At 65.7% G+C, this 15,504-nt stretch carries 16 protein-coding genes and 1 rRNA gene; 14 read left to right on the top strand and 3 right to left on the bottom strand.

Going from position 1 to position 15,504, the window contains the following annotated elements; translation table 11 throughout:
• Window positions 1-158 precede the first annotated feature (158 nt).
• The 6 genes from rrf to IEX78_RS22895 all read left to right on the top strand — a co-directional run bounded on the left by rrf (window position 159) and on the right by IEX78_RS22895 (window position 5,004).
• A 5S ribosomal RNA gene (rrf, locus tag IEX78_RS22920) occupies window positions 159-275 on the top strand.
• A 121-nt stretch (window positions 276-396) separates the two neighbouring features.
• Window positions 397-867 carry an SRPBCC domain-containing protein gene (locus IEX78_RS22915; protein ID WP_188831122.1) on the top strand — a complete coding sequence of 157 codons (471 nt, stop codon included), beginning with the start codon at window positions 397-399 and terminating at the stop codon, window positions 865-867.
• 45 nt (window positions 868-912) lie between these two features.
• Window positions 913-2,004, top strand: coding sequence for an ABC transporter substrate-binding protein (locus IEX78_RS22910; protein WP_188831121.1), 1,092 nt, complete (start codon window positions 913-915; stop codon window positions 2,002-2,004).
• Window positions 2,004-2,864, top strand: coding sequence for an ABC transporter permease (locus tag IEX78_RS22905; RefSeq protein ID WP_188831120.1), 861 nt, complete (start codon window positions 2,004-2,006; stop codon window positions 2,862-2,864). Before IEX78_RS22910 ends, IEX78_RS22905 begins: the two co-directional genes overlap by 1 nt.
• Entirely contained in the window at window positions 2,840-3,595 is a 756-nt protein-coding gene (locus tag IEX78_RS22900) for an ABC transporter ATP-binding protein (protein ID WP_188831119.1), read from the top strand. Before IEX78_RS22905 ends, IEX78_RS22900 begins: the two co-directional genes overlap by 25 nt.
• Window positions 3,596-3,804: 209 nt before the next feature.
• Window positions 3,805-5,004: an MFS transporter gene (locus IEX78_RS22895; RefSeq protein WP_229684259.1), complete on the top strand. Its 1,200-nt coding sequence runs from the start codon at window positions 3,805-3,807 to the stop codon at window positions 5,002-5,004.
• Window positions 5,005-5,020: 16 nt separating this feature from the next.
• On the opposite strand, the gene IEX78_RS22890 is transcribed toward IEX78_RS22895, so the two are convergent.
• On the bottom strand, window positions 5,021-5,605 hold the full coding sequence (locus tag IEX78_RS22890) for a TetR/AcrR family transcriptional regulator C-terminal domain-containing protein (RefSeq protein WP_188831145.1): 585 nt from the start codon (window positions 5,603-5,605) through the stop codon (window positions 5,021-5,023).
• A gap of 151 nt (window positions 5,606-5,756) precedes the next feature.
• On the opposite strand from IEX78_RS22890, the gene bioB reads away from it, so the two are divergent.
• From bioB to IEX78_RS22865, 5 genes are all read left to right on the top strand, one after another.
• Window positions 5,757-6,770: a biotin synthase BioB gene (bioB, locus tag IEX78_RS22885; protein ID WP_188831118.1), complete on the top strand. Its 1,014-nt coding sequence runs from the start codon at window positions 5,757-5,759 to the stop codon at window positions 6,768-6,770.
• Window positions 6,771-6,772: 2 nt separating this feature from the next.
• A complete protein-coding gene (gene bsaP / locus IEX78_RS22880) occupies window positions 6,773-6,991 on the top strand; it encodes a biotin synthase auxiliary protein BsaP (RefSeq protein ID WP_188831117.1) in 219 nt (72 codons plus the stop codon).
• Complete coding sequence (locus tag IEX78_RS22875) at window positions 6,991-7,563, top strand: DUF2567 domain-containing protein (RefSeq protein ID WP_188831116.1); 573 nt, start codon at window positions 6,991-6,993, stop codon at window positions 7,561-7,563. The genes bsaP and IEX78_RS22875 overlap by 1 nt, the downstream gene beginning before the upstream one ends.
• Window positions 7,564-7,659: 96 nt before the next feature.
• Complete coding sequence (locus IEX78_RS22870; protein WP_188831144.1) at window positions 7,660-8,751, top strand: AI-2E family transporter; 1,092 nt, start codon at window positions 7,660-7,662, stop codon at window positions 8,749-8,751.
• A gap of 66 nt (window positions 8,752-8,817) precedes the next feature.
• On the top strand, window positions 8,818-8,979 hold the full coding sequence (locus tag IEX78_RS22865) for a hypothetical protein (RefSeq protein ID WP_188831147.1): 162 nt from the start codon (window positions 8,818-8,820) through the stop codon (window positions 8,977-8,979).
• Here IEX78_RS22865 and IEX78_RS22860 read toward each other — a convergent pair.
• On the bottom strand, window positions 8,976-9,686 hold the full coding sequence (locus IEX78_RS22860; protein WP_188831115.1) for an NUDIX hydrolase: 711 nt from the start codon (window positions 9,684-9,686) through the stop codon (window positions 8,976-8,978). The two genes, IEX78_RS22865 and IEX78_RS22860, sit on opposite strands and share 4 nt — an antisense overlap.
• 78 nt (window positions 9,687-9,764) lie before the next feature.
• Between IEX78_RS22860 and nadA the strand changes: the two genes are divergently transcribed.
• From nadA to nadC, 3 genes are all read left to right on the top strand, one after another.
• Window positions 9,765-10,799 carry a quinolinate synthase NadA gene (nadA, locus tag IEX78_RS22855; RefSeq protein ID WP_188831114.1) on the top strand — a complete coding sequence of 345 codons (1,035 nt, stop codon included), beginning with the start codon at window positions 9,765-9,767 and terminating at the stop codon, window positions 10,797-10,799.
• 1 nt (window position 10,800) lies between these two features.
• Window positions 10,801-12,657 carry an L-aspartate oxidase gene (locus IEX78_RS22850; protein WP_188831113.1) on the top strand — a complete coding sequence of 619 codons (1,857 nt, stop codon included), beginning with the start codon at window positions 10,801-10,803 and terminating at the stop codon, window positions 12,655-12,657.
• A 457-nt stretch (window positions 12,658-13,114) separates the two neighbouring features.
• The gene (gene nadC, locus IEX78_RS22845) at window positions 13,115-13,975 is read left to right on the top strand and encodes a carboxylating nicotinate-nucleotide diphosphorylase (protein WP_188831112.1); all 861 of its coding nucleotides are present in this window, start codon (window positions 13,115-13,117) and stop codon (window positions 13,973-13,975) included.
• A 323-nt stretch (window positions 13,976-14,298) separates the two neighbouring features.
• Here nadC and IEX78_RS22840 read toward each other — a convergent pair whose 3' ends face one another.
• Window positions 14,299-15,480 carry a winged helix DNA-binding domain-containing protein gene (locus tag IEX78_RS22840; RefSeq protein ID WP_188831111.1) on the bottom strand — a complete coding sequence of 394 codons (1,182 nt, stop codon included), beginning with the start codon at window positions 15,478-15,480 and terminating at the stop codon, window positions 14,299-14,301.
• Window positions 15,481-15,504: the final 24 nt, after the last annotated feature.

Here is a 15,504-nt window from a genome sequence, read left to right as displayed (position 1 = left end):
GGTACTAATAGGCCGAGGGCTTACTGAATGAAGGTGTTACGCGTCCACTGTGCGGTATCTGAAACAACACACAGATCACCGAGAAGACTTCCTTAAAGTCTGACCTTTATTAAGGGTTGGGTTTTGGGTTGGCTCTCTGTGTGACAGTTTCATAGTGTTACGGCGGTTATAGCGGTGGGGAAACGCCCGGTCCCATCCCGAACCCGGAAGCTAAGGCCACCTGCGCCGATGGTACTGCACTCGACAGGGTGTGGGAGAGTAGGACACCGCCGGAACAATTTTCCCCTGAAGGCCCCCAGCATTTGCTGGGGGCCTTTCGGCATTTCTGGGGTAAGTCGCCCACGAATGTGCGCGTAGCTCACGGCTAGCGGGCCCGGTGACGGTTACCGTTGAAGTATGGCCACGACCAAAACTGGCATCCACATTGATGCGCCACGCGCTACCGTCTATCGACTGCTGCTCGACGGCGACTCCGTGTCGGAGTGGATGGTGCCCGAGGGGATGAGCACCGAGGTGCACCGGTTCGAGCCCGAGGTTGGCGGCTCGTTTTCGATCACGGTCACCCACACTGACGAAACTGGCGAGAACGCCGAACCGCAGCACGACGCGTATTACGGCCGCTTCACCCGCCTCATTCCCGACGAGCAGATCGTCGAAGCGCTGGAATTCGTGACGGACAAGCCTGAGATGGCGGGCCTGCAAACCATCACGTTCATCCTGAGCGACGCCGACGGCGGCACCCAACTCGACGCGCTACACGAGGGCGTGCCTGACGGGCTGAGCGAGAGCGACAACGAGTTCGCGTGGGGCGTCGCACTTGGCAAGGTGAAGGCCATCGCCGAGCGGGGCAAAATCGAATCACGTTAAAGCTAAAGGTATTCGGACAAACCTGGCGTTGATTGAATGCCAGTTATGCATCGACCGAATACCTTTCTGCCTGGGCTCCGCGGCCGCGCCACCGCCGCCCTGCTCGCTGTTGCCACTGTCGCGACGCTCGGTCTGAGCGGATGTTCGCGTGGCGGCGACGCACCGGTCGGCACCCCGGATGCGCCACTACCCACTCAGGTTCCTGCGGGCACCACGCTTGTCGTCGCAGATCAGCAAGAGCGGTTGCAGTCCGCGCTGCGGCTGTCGGGCGAGCTCGACAAACTCCCGTTCAAGATTGAGTTTGCGAATTTCGTCGGCGGCCCTGCCATTCTTGAAGCCTTCCGGGCCGGTGCCGCTGATGTGGGTCAAGTGGGCGACGTGCCACCGATCCACGCGCTCGCCGCAGGCCAGGATGTGCCGATCGTCGCCTCGTATCAGGCAAATCCGCAGTCGCTGAAGCTCGGGGTCGCGCCGGGGCGTTCGATCACCAAACTCGCTGATTTAAAGGGTAAGAAGATCGCCTATGCCGAGGGCACCGCGCAGCAAGCGGCCGTGCTCAAGGCGCTCACCAAAGCGGAGCTCAAGCCCAGCGACGTGCAGTTGGTCCGGTTGCAGCTCGCCGAGTTTCTCGATGCGGTGCGTACGGGCCAGGTCGACGTCGCGCCGCTGATCGAGCCCAATGTCACCCGGTTGCTGCGCACCCAGGGCGCGTCGGTGCTGCCCGATTCGGAAACGGCAGGCATTTACAGCGGACTCGCCTACCTCTACGCGCGCCGCGCGGTCGTGCAAGACCCGGCCAAGGCCGCTGCGACCCGCGCGCTCGTCGGTGCGTTCGTCCGGGCATGGCACTGGACGAACACCCACCGAGACGAGTGGGCGGCCAAGTACTACGTCGAAAACCAGAAGGTCAATGCCGACGATGCGAAGCGCATTATCGATTCGATCGGCACCTACACCTTCCCGCACCTTGATCAGCAGCTAGTCGCTCGTCAGCAAACAACTATCGACGCGATCGACGCCGTCGGCGAGTTGCCGAAGAAGATCAAGGCGGCCGACGGTTTCGATTTGCGTTTCGACGCGGCGGTGACCGAAGCGGTCAACGCGAGTGGGGCGGCGTTCGGGCAGGCGGCAAGCTGATGGCCATCGTTGACGCGGGCGTGCTGCGGCGGATTCGCAGCACGCCCGCTCCGGTCGCGGCGCTCGCTCCGCGCGGACGAGGCAGGCGAACGCTCGGGCCGGGCAAACCCATTCCGTTCGGGTTCGCCCTTGGGCCCGCACTGCTTGTCGGCGCGTGGGTGATCGGGTCGGCTACCGGCGCGATTGACAGCGAAACCCTGCCCGCGCCGTGGACGGTCGCGCAAACGGCCGGTGACCTGATCGCCGACGGCCGACTGCAGTCAAATCTGCTGACCTCGCTACAGCGCGCCGCGATCGGACTCGGGCTCGGCGTGGTGATCGGCGTTGTGCTCGCACTGGTAGCAGGCCTAAGTCGCCTCGGTGAGGCGATCGTCGACGGGCCGGTGCAGATCAAGCGGGCGATCCCGACGCTCGCGCTGATCCCGCTGTTCATCGTGTGGTTCGGCATCGGCGAGGAAATGAAGCTGATCGTGATTACGACCAGCGTGCTGATCCCGGTCTACATCAATACCCACGCGTACCTGCGCAGCGTGGACGCCCGATACGTTGAGCTCGCCGAGACGGTGGGCTTGTCGCGGTGGGGTTTTCTCCGGTGCATCGCGCTGCCTGGTTCGCTGCCGGGCTTTTTCCTTGGACTGCGGCTAGCCGTCACGATCTCGTGGCTGGCACTTGTCGTTGTTGAGCAGGTCAACGCGACCAGCGGCATCGGGTATCTCATGACGCAAGCACGCACATACGGACAGATCGACGTGATCGTCGTCGGTCTGGTGATCTACGGACTCCTCGGGCTCTTCGGCGACCTCGCCGTGCGGGCGGCGGAACGGAAGGCGCTGGCATGGCGACAGACACTGGGCGACTAAGCACCGACCCCGTGGTGCGAACCCGGGGACTCACCCGTGGCTTCGGTCACCGAATCGTGTTGAACGGCATTGACATTGAGATTCGCCGTGGCGAATTTGTCGCGCTGCTTGGGCGCAGCGGTTCGGGTAAGAGCACGCTGCTGCGGGCGCTGGCCGAACTCGATTCGGACGTGCCCGGCTCCGGCGAACTGTCGGTGCCGACCAAACGCAGCGTGGTTTTCCAGGACTCCCGGTTGCTGCCGTGGGCGCGGGTACTCGACAATGTCGTCCTCGGACTAACCGGGCGCGACGCGAGCGATCGCGGTCGTGCCGCCCTGGCCGAGGTAGGTCTCGCTGGGCGCGAAAAGGCTTGGCCGCGTGAGCTTTCCGGCGGTGAGCAGCAGCGGGTCGCGCTGGCGCGGTCGCTGGTACGTGAGCCCGAACTGCTGCTTGCCGACGAGCCCTTTGGCGCACTCGACGCGCTTACTCGGATTCGGATGCACACGCTGCTCCAAGCACTCTGCGAGCGACACCGACCCGCCGTGCTGCTGGTAACCCACGACGTGGACGAGGCGGTGTTGCTCGCCGACCGGGTGCTTGTCCTTGATGAGGGCCGGATCGCGATCGACCAGCGCATCGACGTGCCGCGCCCGCGTCGGCACGCGCACCTGGAGTTCGTCCGGTTGCGTGAGGTTTTGCTCGCCGGGCTGGGGGTCGACGCCGAACTGGCGGAGGTTAAGCAAGCATCGTGAGTCGGTGAATGCTGGTCGGCGACAAGGAAATTCGCTCGAGCAAGCGCCAGCGGGGAAAGCGACACCGGGGGCGGGCAAGATCGAATCACGGTAACCGTAAGGGTGGGCATTGTGCGCCGTCGTTGTTTGAATTGACTTATGTATTGCTGCGTCGCCCGTCAAGTCCGTTATTCGCACGTCGAACGGGCATTCGCAGCACGAGTCTGCGGGTGAGTGCCGGGCTCGCAAGCGAGCAACCGGTTCAGCTGCGGGCGTTAGTCTTACCCGTTTTCGCGCCGATGGCGCTCTATGGAGTGGGCGCTGGGGCCGCCGCGCCGATGTACGCGTTGCGGGCACTGGAGTTGGGCGCGTCGGCGGGGCAGGCCGGGGTCGTTGTCGCGCTCAGCGGGCTTGGGATGGTCTTGACCGACCTGCCCGCCGGGCGAATCGTCGCGCGGATTGGGGAGCGCGCGGCGATCGGGGTTGGCAGTGTGCTCGGCACGATTGGGGTGGTCGCTGCCATCTTCGCGCCGCATCTCGGTGTTCTCGCGGTGGGGTTGTTGCTCAACGGTGCCGCGGGGGCGGTGTGGGGGCTCGCCCGGCAGACCTACTTAGTTTCGGCGGTGTCTCCGGACCAGCGTGGGCGGGCGATGTCGCTGCTCGCCGGGTCGCATCGACTCGGGTTCTTTTGCGGGCCGTTCTTCGGTGCGGCGTTGGTGCACGGGTTTGGGCCGGTTGGCGCGTTGTGGTTGCAACTGGCGACCACGCTGGCCGCGAGTCTCGCGATCCTTGTCATTCGATCCGCTGATCTTGACGACAAGACCGAGTTACGTCCGCTCTACACCGTCCTTTCCGAAAACCGAAGGGCGCTAAGCACTCTCGGACTCGCCTCGGTGGCGATCGGGGCGGCGCGCGCGTCGCGGACCGCGTTGCTGCCACTGTGGGCCGCGCATCTCGGGATCGGCCCAGCAACAACGAGTGTGCTGTTCGGACTGGCAGGCGCTGTTGACGTGCTGATGTCCTACCCGGCCGGTGTCTGGCTCGATCGCGCGGGCAGTCGCGTCACCGGTGTCGCGTGTGGGATCTGCTTCGCCGCCGGCTACGCGGCGCTGCCGTTCACCCATTCAGCGCTGACGATGGGCGCGGCGACGATGGTGCTCGGGTTGGCCAACGGACTCAGCAACGGGTTGATCATGACCGTCGGCGCGTTCGCGGCACCGGATGGACGTCGCGCGGAGTTCCTTGGCGCGTGGCGGTTGACGCACGATGTTGGGATGTTTACCGGGCCCGTGCTGGTCGGATTGGTCGGGGCCGCAATGGGTTTGGCGTCGGCAGGGGTCTTGCTTGCGTGCGGTGTCGGGCTCGGGACCGTCGCGATTTATCGCTGGTTCCCGGGACGCGTCCAACACACGATGGTCAGCGACGACTGAATCGATCGGCCGCTTGCTAGCGCACGCGCGCACCCAAAATCGTCCGCACGCCAGCGAGGAAAAGTTGGAGGCCGAAGTCGAAGCGCGACGTGGGGTCGGGCGAGTCAAGCAGCGGTGAGGCATCGTCAGTCAGCGCGCCGACCGAATCCATCTGCATTCGCGACTGCTCGTCAACTGTTTGACCAAGCACGTAGTAGAGCAGCGTGTAGGCCGTGAGTTCGGCTTCCTCGCGCGTCATTCCGGCGCGAATCACGATGCCCGCCATGCGTTCTCGCGCCTTCGACGTCGTCAAGCGCGACGCGTACGTCGCCGAAACCAGCTCGGCACCGTCGCGGTAAGCGAGGAGGCAATCGCGCAGCCGGTGGGCGAGCTCGGTCAACTGGGCAGGCCATTCGGCGGCTTCGATCGGGTCGTCCATTGGCGCGAGAATCCGGTCGGCGACCGCGCCGAGCAGGCTCTGCTTGTCCTTCACATGCCAATACAGCGCACCCGGCTGGACCTGCAACGAGCTCGCGAGACGGCGCATGGTCAGGTCGCCAAGTCCGTACTGGTCGACAATCGCGACCGCGGCGTCGATCACATCGCTTTTGTGCAGTTGCACGCCAGTCCTCTCGTCGAGATTCACCAACCCGAGTGTCGTGCGCCACTCACACCGGCTACCCTATCCTGAACACCGTTCAAGTCGCACGACTAGGCGCAGGCGAATCAGCCAGTGACCGTGCGCGAACCACCCGACGAAGGGACATCACGTCGTGACGCAGGCACCCGTCCGTACCGACATTCTGGCTATCGCGCGTGCGCAGGTGCTTGAGCGTGGCGAAGGGCTCACCGAAGAGCAGACGCTTGAGGTGCTGAAGCTCGGCGACGACCAGCTCGAAGCGCTGCTTGAGCTCGCGCACGAGGTCCGGATGAAGTGGTGCGGGCCCGAGGTCGAGGTCGAGGGCATCATCAGCCTCAAGACCGGCGGTTGCCCCGAAGACTGCCACTTCTGCTCGCAGTCGGGCCTGTTCCAGTCGCCCGTGCGCGCCGCGTGGCTCGACATCCCCAGCCTGGTCGAGGCCGCCAAGCAGACCGCCAAGACCGGCGCGACCGAGTTCTGCATCGTCGCCGCCGTGCGTGGTCCCGACGAGCGCCTGATGGCCCAGGTCGCCGCCGGTGTTGAAGCGATTCGCAACGAGGTCGACATCCAGGTCGCGTGCTCGCTCGGCATGCTCAACCAGGAACAGGTCGACCAGCTCGCCGCGATGGGCGTCCACCGCTACAACCACAACCTGGAAACGGCGAAGTCGCACTTCCCGAAGGTTGTCACCACTCACAGCTACGAAGAGCGCTGGGACACCCTGCGCATGGTCCGCGAAGCAGGCATGGAAGTGTGCTGCGGCGGCATCCTCGGCATGGGCGAAACCATCGAGCAGCGCGCCGAATTCGCCGCGCAGCTGGCTTCGCTTGAGCCCGACGAGGTGCCCTTGAACTTCCTCAATCCGCGTCCGGGTACCCCGTTCGGCGACCTTGAGGTGCTGCCCGCCGCCGACGCGCTGCGTGCCATCGCCGCGTTCCGTCTCGCGCTGCCGCGCACGATCCTGCGCTTCGCGGGCGGTCGCGAAATCACCCTCGGCGACCTCGGCGCCAAGCAGGGCATGCTCGGCGGCATCAACGCCGTGATCGTCGGCAACTACCTGACGACGCTGGGTCGCCCGGCTGAGTCGGATCTTGACCTGCTCGGCGAGTTGAAGATGCCGATCAAGGCTCTCAACGAGACGCTGTAGTCATGACCGAAACGACCGAACGGTACAACCCGTTCACCGGTAAGCGGATTGTTGACGGGCTGGCCGACGCGGTGCCGACGGCTGCCGCGCTCGGGCTGGAACCGCCGCGTTTTTGCGAGCACTGCGGGCGACGGATGATTGTGCAGGTCAGCCCGGATGGCTGGTGGGCGAAGTGCTCGCGGCACGGGGTGATCGAGTCGGCGCGGCTGGAACGTCGCTAGTGAGCGGCGTGCGTCGGGAAGTGACCGTGATCGGCGTTGTCGCCGCGGCGATTGTCGGCGTCAGCGCGCTAGTCGGGGTGGCGTGGGGACTCGTCGCGCCAACCGAACGGCTGCGCGTCGTGCAGCCGGGGCGCGCTGCCGTACTCACGGGCGAGAGCATGCATCTGTTCGACGGCGTCGGGATGTTTCTGTGTCTCGGCGCTGTTGTCGGCGTGCTGAGTGTCGCCGCGGCGTGGCGCGTGCGATCGGCGCGTGGGCCGGTGCTCGGGGCGACCGTGCTCGTCGCGTCCGGGCTCGGCGCCGCCGCGATGATGTTCGTCGGTGAAGGGGTTGCCGGGCTGGTTCATCCGCGCCCGACCGACCCTGCCGTCGGCGCGATCATCGCGCTTCCCGCCGAGGTTGGCACGGTCATGGCGTTGATCGTGCAGCCGTTCATCGCCGCGCTGATCATGGTTTTCCTCGCCGCGCTGCACCCGCGTAGTGATCTTGGTTCGGATGCGTCGGGGCTGCTCGGCGACCTCATTCCGGTGGAACGCGACGACGACATGGTGCGCGTCGACACGCAGTACTAGCCCGGTTCATCCAGAACGGGGGAGGTGCGTCGCGTCGCGCCGACCTAGCGTCGAGCCGTGACGCCTCCCCGTTTGAGCGAGACCCGGCTTGGATCGATGGCCGCAGCGCAGTGGTCGATTCCGCGCGGGCTGATCGTGCTGCTTTCGCTCGCGGCGGCGGTGGTTGTCGTCGCGGGATTGAAGGCGTTCTCCTCGATTCTCGGGCCCGCGTTTCTCGCGTTCATGCTCACCATTGCCGCACAGCCGGTGCAGGAATGGTGTCAGCGGCGCGGGTGGCCAGCGTGGCTGGGGATGCTGCTCGCGTTTAGCCTCGTCGTCTTCATCATCGTGGGACTTGGTGCGGCGCTTGCCCTTTCGGCCTTGCAGCTGGCGTCCCAGCTGCCTGAGTACAGCGAGCAGCTCAACAGTCTGCTCGACCACGTGCGTGGCTGGCTCGACAGCGCGGGCATTACCACCGAGCAAATTCAAAACGCGCTGCACAACATCGACGTCAATAAAGTGGTCGGGCTTGTCGATGATTTCCTCGGCGGCGCGATTGGCGTGTTTTCGAACGTGTTCTTTGTGCTCGCGCTTGCGCTGTTTATGGCAGTCGACGGGATGAGCATGCGGGCGCGCGTGAACGTGGTTGAACATCGACGGCCCGCGATCGCGAACGCGCTCGTGAACTTCGCAGCGGGCACCCGCAAATACCTGCTGGTTTCGACGGTATTCGGCTTGATTGTCGCGGTACTCGACGGCGGTGCGCTCTGGGCGCTCGGGGTGCCGTTGCCGCTGCTGTGGGCGTTGCTTTCGTTTATTACCAACTACATTCCGAATATCGGCTTTGTTATCGGGGTAATTCCGCCCGCTTTGCTCGCGCTGCTCGACGGTGGCGTGGTGAAGATGATCTGGGTGATCGTGATTTATTCGGTGATCAACTTCGTCATCCAGTCGATCATTCAGCCGAAATTCGTTGGCGACGCGGTTGGGTTGAGCGTCACGTTGACGTTCCTTTCGCTGGTGTTTTGGGCGTGGGTCATTGGCGCGCTCGGGGCGGTGCTTGCCATCCCGTTGACGTTGCTTGTGAAGGCGTTGCTGCTGGATATTGACCCGTCGGCGCGGTGGGCCGACGTGCTCATCGGTGCGCCGCTGACCGATGCGGAAGAAGAGCTAGCCGACGACGACCCGCCCGCCGCGCCTACTGGGTGAAAATCGTTGGCGCGTTGTCGGATACCCGGCCTATGCTGGTGTTATTCGCCGCGGAGGGGGAAGTTGATGAGTGCGAAGTCGGAAGTCAGTGCGCCGGTTGCTGAGCGGCCCGAGCTGGTCGCGTGGCGGCGGCGCAATGCGTTGCGTTCGTCCAACGCCGCCACGGCGGTGCCGAGTGGTCGTGCGTATCGGCGCAGGTCAAAGCATCGCGAGCGCCGTTTCGACTAGGTGGTGCGTGGGCGCAGGGCGGCGAATTCGTCGGTCACGCGCAGCTCGCTGTCGGTGAAGCGGTACAGGGCCGCGGGGCGGCCGCCCGCACGGCCCGGGGCCGCGGTTTCGCCGGTCGGGGTGATCACCTTGCGGCGGGTCAGGACTCGCTGCAAGTTCGTCGTATCGACCTCGTAATCCAGGGCGGCGCAATAGATTTCGCGCAGGGTCGACAGCGTGAACGTGTCAGGGGCCAAGCCGTAGGCGATGTTGGTGTAGGAAAGCTTCGCCGCCAACCGCGCGCGGGCATGGTCGACGACGACGCCGTGGTCGAAGGACATATTCGGCAGCGCGGAAACCGGGTGCCATCGCGTGTCGGCGGGGAGTTCGGGCTCGGTCGTGAGGGGGACAAGGCCCAAGTAAGCCGATGCGATGCGGCGTGGAGGTGGCACGCGGTCGGGGTCGCTGAAGACCGACAGCTGCTCAAGGTGGGCCAATTCGCGCACGTCGACCTTTTCGGCGAGCTGGCGGCGGGCCGACGTATCGAGGTCTTCGTCGTCACGTAGTCGACCGCCGGGCAGCGACCACGTGCCCAGTTGCGGGTCGAGCGCGCGTTCCCACAGCAGCACCGCCAGCTCCGGGCGCTTACGCCGAGCTGTGGTGTCGGGGAAGTGGCGAACCTGGAACACCGCGGTGAGCGATTCGTGGACGGTGTTACTATGGGGCATGTTTTCGATTGTAAGTCGAAAACCTGGTTGTGTGCGAATCGCGGCGACGAAGCCGCGCACACGAGGAAGGGAGCCATCATGGCGACGAGTGTTCTGCCGACGCTGATGGGTGCGGTCATCGACGGGCCGACCGGCTACACCGGCATCGAAGCCACGCCGGAATGGGCCGCTGAAGTGCGGCGACTCGCGCGTGAACGCAACGCGACGATCCTCGCGCACAACTACCAGCTGCCCGAGATTCAGGACGTGGCCGACCACGTCGGTGACTCGTTGGCGCTGTCGCGCGTCGCCGCCGAGGCTGAAGAAGGCACGATCGTGTTCTGCGGCGTGCACTTCATGGCCGAGACCGCCAAGATTCTGAGCCCGGAAAAGACCGTGCTCATCCCCGACGCGCGCGCCGGTTGCTCGCTCGCCGACTCGATCAGCGCCGACGAGCTGCGCGCGTGGAAGGCTGAGCACCCCGGTGCGATGGTGGTGTCGTATGTGAACACCACCGCCGAGGTGAAGGCGCTTACCGACATCTGCTGCACGTCGTCGAACGCGGTCGACGTTGTCGCGTCGATCGACCCCGACACCGAAGTGCTTTTCCTGCCTGACCAGTTCCTCGGCGCGCACGTCAAGCGCGAGACCGGTCGCGAGAACATGCACATCTGGGCAGGCGAATGCCACGTGCACGCTGGCATCAACGGCGACGAGCTCACCGAGCAGGCGCGCACTCACCCCGACGCTGAGCTGTTCGTCCACCCCGAATGTGGTTGCGCCACTTCGGCTTTGTACCTCGCGGGCGAAGGTGCGTTCCCTGCTGAGCGGGTGCACATTCTGTCGACCGGCGGGATGATCGACGCGGCGAAGGCCTCGACGTCGACGCAGGTGCTCGTCGCGACCGAGGTCGGCATGCTGCACCAGCTGCGCAAGGCCGCGCCGGGGATCGACTTCCAGGCCGTCAACGATCGCGCGTCGTGCAAGTACATGAAGATGATCACCCCGGCCGCGCTGCTGCGGTGCCTGGTCGAAGGTGCCGATGAGGTGCATGTCGACCTGGCGATGGCAGAAGCGGGCAAGGCGTCGGTGCAGCGGATGATCGCGATCGGCAACCCCGGTGGCGGCGAGTGAGATGACAGGCGTTTCCCCAACCTGGGAGGCGCAGGCTGACCTGGTTGTGATCGGCGGTGGCGTCGCGGGACTCACCGCCGCGCGCACCGCGTCACGACGTGGGCTGCGGGTGCTCACGTTGAGCAAAGGTGGGCCGACGGACACGTCGACTCAGTACGCCCAGGGTGGGATCGCGGTCGTCGCGCCGGTTGGCGACTCGGTGGAGTCGCATGTGCTCGACACCGTTGAGGCCGGGGTCGGATTGTGCGATGTTGACGCGGTGCGGTCGATTGTCGCCGGTGGGCAGTCGGCGATTGCCGCGCTCACCGACCTCGGCGCGGTCTTCGACCTCGGGCGGGACGGGCAGATCTCGCGCACCCGCGAAGGTGGGCACAGCACGCGACGGATCATCCACGCCGGTGGCGATGCGACCGGCGCTGAGGTGCAGCGGGCATTGAACGCGGCAGGGTTGCCGGTGATGTTCGGGGCGGCCGCGGTGCGGGTGCTTGTCGGTTCCGATGGCGTGTGTGGCGTACTCGCGGTGTCGGACAACGGGTTTGGCGTCGTGCACGCGCCGTCGGTGTTGTTGGCGACGGGTGGGCTCGGACAGTTGTATGCGCTGAGCACCAACCCTGCCGGTGCTACCGGCGATGGGATCGCGCTCGCGTTGTGGGCGGGTGCCGCTGTTGCCGACCTGGAGTTTGTGCAGTTTCACCCCACTGTGCTGTATACGCCCGGCGGGCTTGGTCGTCGACCGCTCATTAGCGAAGCAGTGCGTGGTGAGGGTGCGATTCTTGTTGACGCGCTGGGGGATTCGGTGACCGCAGGCGTGCATCCGCGCGGCGATCTCGCGCCACGCGACGTTGTTTCGCGGGCGATCGCGGAGCGGATGCGGGTGTTGGGGACCGATCACGTGTACCTCGACGCTCGTCGGGTTGACGAGTTCGCGCGCCGTTTTCCGACCATCACGGCCTCGTGTCTGGCGGCGGGTATCGACCCGCTGACCCAGCTGATTCCGGTCGCGCCAGCCGCGCATTACCAATGCGGTGGGGTGTTGACGGATACGGCGGGGCGCACGTCGGTGCCGGGACTGTACGCGGTTGGTGAGGTGGCGCGGACGGGGTTGCACGGGGCGAACCGGTTGGCGTCCAACAGTTTGTTGGAGGGGCTGGTTGTTGGCGAGCGCGCGGGGGTGGTCGCGACTGAGCGGCGTGGAGTGCGTGCTGAGGTGCGCGAGATCGATTGCGCGCCTTTGCGTTTCGCGGAGCGTGGGCTGGTGCAGGAGGCGATGACAGCGCACGCTTCGGTGGTGCGGGAGGGGGAGGGGATGCGAGCGGCGGCTGAGCGGATTGCTTCGGCTGTTGGTGTGACGCGGTTGGGCGTTGGTGCTGGGATGCGGGACGGCGCCGGGGTGCGTGGGTCGGGTGGTGTTGCGCCGCATGGCAATTCGGCTGCTTCTGGGCACGATGGCTTCGCAGATGGTCCTGCTGGCAGGTGGCCCGGTGCGCGGAGTGAGACTGCCGCGGGTCCTCGTGATCAGGGTGCGGCGGGCGTTCGCGGCTCGCACGACGGGGCGATGGGGAGCCATGATGCTGGGCGTGGTCGGGCGTCGAACGTCGTTGTGGGCGCTCCTCTGGCTGATGCTGCGCGGGCGTATCGCCGCGATCTTGAGGATGCGGCACTCACGCTGACCGCGCAAGCGCTGCTTGTTGCCGCGCAAGCGCGAACCGAAAGTCGGGGGTGCCACACCCGCGCCGACTTCCCCGCAACCGACGATGCGCAGCGGCACAGTCGGGCGGTGCGCCTCAATGCTGAAGGGGTGCCAGTACTTTCGCATTCGGCAGCCGACCGACTTGCTGATCCGGCAACGGTTCGATGAGGAACTTTCCCATGGAGGCAGCTCCGCTCGTATGCGCTGAACGACGAGTTGTGAAGATGTCGCAATCGACTGTCGCTGGTGGGCTGCCGTACTTGCGGTTCGGCGCGGCCGGGGTTGCCGTGAGCGGTGCTGGCGCCCGCGCTGGTGGGCTGCGCGGTTCAGCGCGGTTCGGCGCGGCGGGCCTGGCTGCGGGCCGTGCTCGGGTTGTCACTGGTGAGCTGCCGTGGTCGCGGTTCGGCGCGGTCAGGGTTGCTGTGAGCGACGTCCGGGTTGCGCCTGGTGAGTCGCGCCGGGCGCGGTTCAGGACGACGGGGCCTGCTGTGAGTGGTGCCTGGGCTCTCGTTGGTGAGGTGGCCTGGGCGCGTTTCGGGGCAGCCAGGGTTAGTGTGCGCGACGTTCGGGGTGTCGCTAACACGGCAAGGAATTTCGATAGAACGCATCGACTAGGAGTGCTCGCATGACCATTGACGCCGCGTTGGATCGCGACGAAGTCTTAGCGCTGATCCGTACCGCCCTCGATGAGGACTTGCGGTATGGGCCCGACGTGACCACCATCGCGACCGTGCCCGCCGATGCGATCAGTAAAGCGGCCGTTGTTTCGCGGCAGGTGGGAACGGTGGCCGGGCTCGATGTTGGGTTGCTCGTGCTTGATGAAGTCCTTGGCGCTGGCGGGTACACCGTCACCGATCGGGTTGCCGATGGCACGCGGGTGGAGCCGGGCACGACTGTGCTCGCGATCGAAGCGCCGACGAGGGGTCTGCTCACTGCCGAGCGCACGATGCTTAACCTCGTGTGCCATCTGTCAGGGATCGCAACGGCGACTGCGGCCTGGGTCGACGAGGTCGCTGGCACCAACTGCGCTATCCGCGACAGTCGCAAAACCCTTCCTGGCCTGCGCGGATTGCAGAAATACGCGGTCCGGGTTGGCGGCGGCGTGAACCACCGCATGGGTCTGGGCGATGCGGCGCTGATCAAGGACAACCACGTCGTCGCCGCCGGTTCCGTTGTTGCCGCGTTGCGTGCGGTGCGGGAATTGGCCCCCGACATCGCGTGCGAAGTGGAAGTCGACAGCCTCGAACAACTCGACGCGGTGCTTGCCGAAAACGTGGAGTTGGTGCTGCTCGACAACTTCCCGCTGTGGCAGACCCAAGCGGCGGTGCAGCGGCGCGATGCGGTGGCGCCGAACACGAAACTTGAGTCTTCGGGCGGCCTTTCGCTCGACCAGGCAGCGGATTACGCGGGGACGGGCGTCGATTATTTGGCGATCGGCGCGCTTACCCACTCGGTGCGGGTGCTGGATTTGGGTCTGGACATGTAGTTGGGCGCGCGGCCCGTTGAGTTTCGGCGTGTCGCGGTCACCCTCGTTGGCATATTCGTGCAGGTTCGCGGCGAAATGGGCTGAAATCGCGCTTTGGCCGCGAACGTGCACGAAAATGCCACTCGACACGCCGAGTTGCGATCGGGATCGCGCTCGATGGAGCGTCACGTGTCGTTTTGAGTGGGTACGACGGATAGGGCGAATTGCTCTTAGGGCAAACCACGCGGTGCCCGTACCGCATTCGGCCCGCTCGGCTCATCTCAACTTTCTCGCGCCGGATGCGGTGCGACCGTCCGTCGCCTCGCGATCCGGGGCGGGTGGGCTCAGGCGGTAAGTTCCTTTTCGAGCGGGGTACGGAAGCGGGGGATTGCGCGGGTTTCCCCGTAAAACGCTTGGAGGCGAGCAACTTCCGCGTCGATCAGCGCACGGGTCTCGGTGGTGGCGTCTTCAAGTAGCCGCGCCACGATTTCGCCATCCGCGCGCTGCGCCCAACCGCCGACGATGCGGCCGTCGGCCCAAATCGTCGGGCCGACATTGCCGTTGCGGTCGAACAGCGCCGGTGCGTGCGGGCCGAGGAACCAGTCGCGGGATTGCCAGCCCATCGGCGTGGGGTCGAGGGCGGGCAACAACGCCGCCCACGGGTCGGGGGTGGCGACCGGCGGGAGGTCGTCGGCGAGGACAAGGCCGGTGGTGCCGTCGTCGAGGTCGACCTCCACCGTGTCGATTCCAGCCAATGCCGAGCGCACTTCGGCGACGGTCCAGCCGGTCCACCACTTCAGATCACTCAGTGGGGCGGGACCGAAAGCGTAAAGCCACTGGCGAACCAGTTCGGTCCGCGCCTCGGCGGCAGCAACTGCGGAAAGCGTTGGCGGAAGCCACTTTTCGGCGGGGACCCACGTATAGCTGCTGCTCGTCCAGCCACCGCCTGGTCGGCCGCGCACGATCCGTCCTTCCGCGCCGAGCGTGACAAGGACCCACGTAGTGATGCCGACCGGCTTCGAATACGACTTGCCAGGCGCGGTGTCGACCTTGGTTTGCAGTCGCGGAACCGCCTTGCCAAGTTCGAGGCCGGTCGCCGCGCCGCGTTCGAGAACGACTGCATGCGTTTCGTTTTCGACATCGATGAGCCACTCGCTCACATCGCCATCGACCGCACCCGCCTTCGCGAGGAATTGCGCGTAGGTTTTGCGCTGCTTGCGCGCGAGGGCATCGCAGCACGAAGACTGAAGGACGGGAAGCAGTTCGGTTGGCGCGACGAACATCGTGCGGCGCATCGCGAGGAGGCGCACGAGCGCGCGGTCTTCGTAGAGCGCTTGCTGGACGTCCGCGGGCGTCAGATCGACGCCCCGCGCAGCTATCGACAGGTACACCGTTGCCGGGTCGGTGGCATGCAAAACCACAAGTGAGCGTGCGATTTCCACCGGATCGGTTGAGCGGACGGCGGGCGCGAGACGATGCCGCGTCGCGAGACGGGCCCTGCGCTGCGCGGTGTCGATCGAAGGCATGGGCGAATGGTAGGTGGAGCGACC

The sequence above is a fragment of the Nocardia camponoti genome, from assembly GCF_014646135.1.
Taxonomy (GTDB): domain Bacteria; phylum Actinomycetota; class Actinomycetes; order Mycobacteriales; family Mycobacteriaceae; genus Nocardia; species Nocardia camponoti.
The sequence above is the reverse complement of the archived record's forward strand: the minus strand, read 5'-3'. Positions and strand labels throughout refer to the sequence as shown.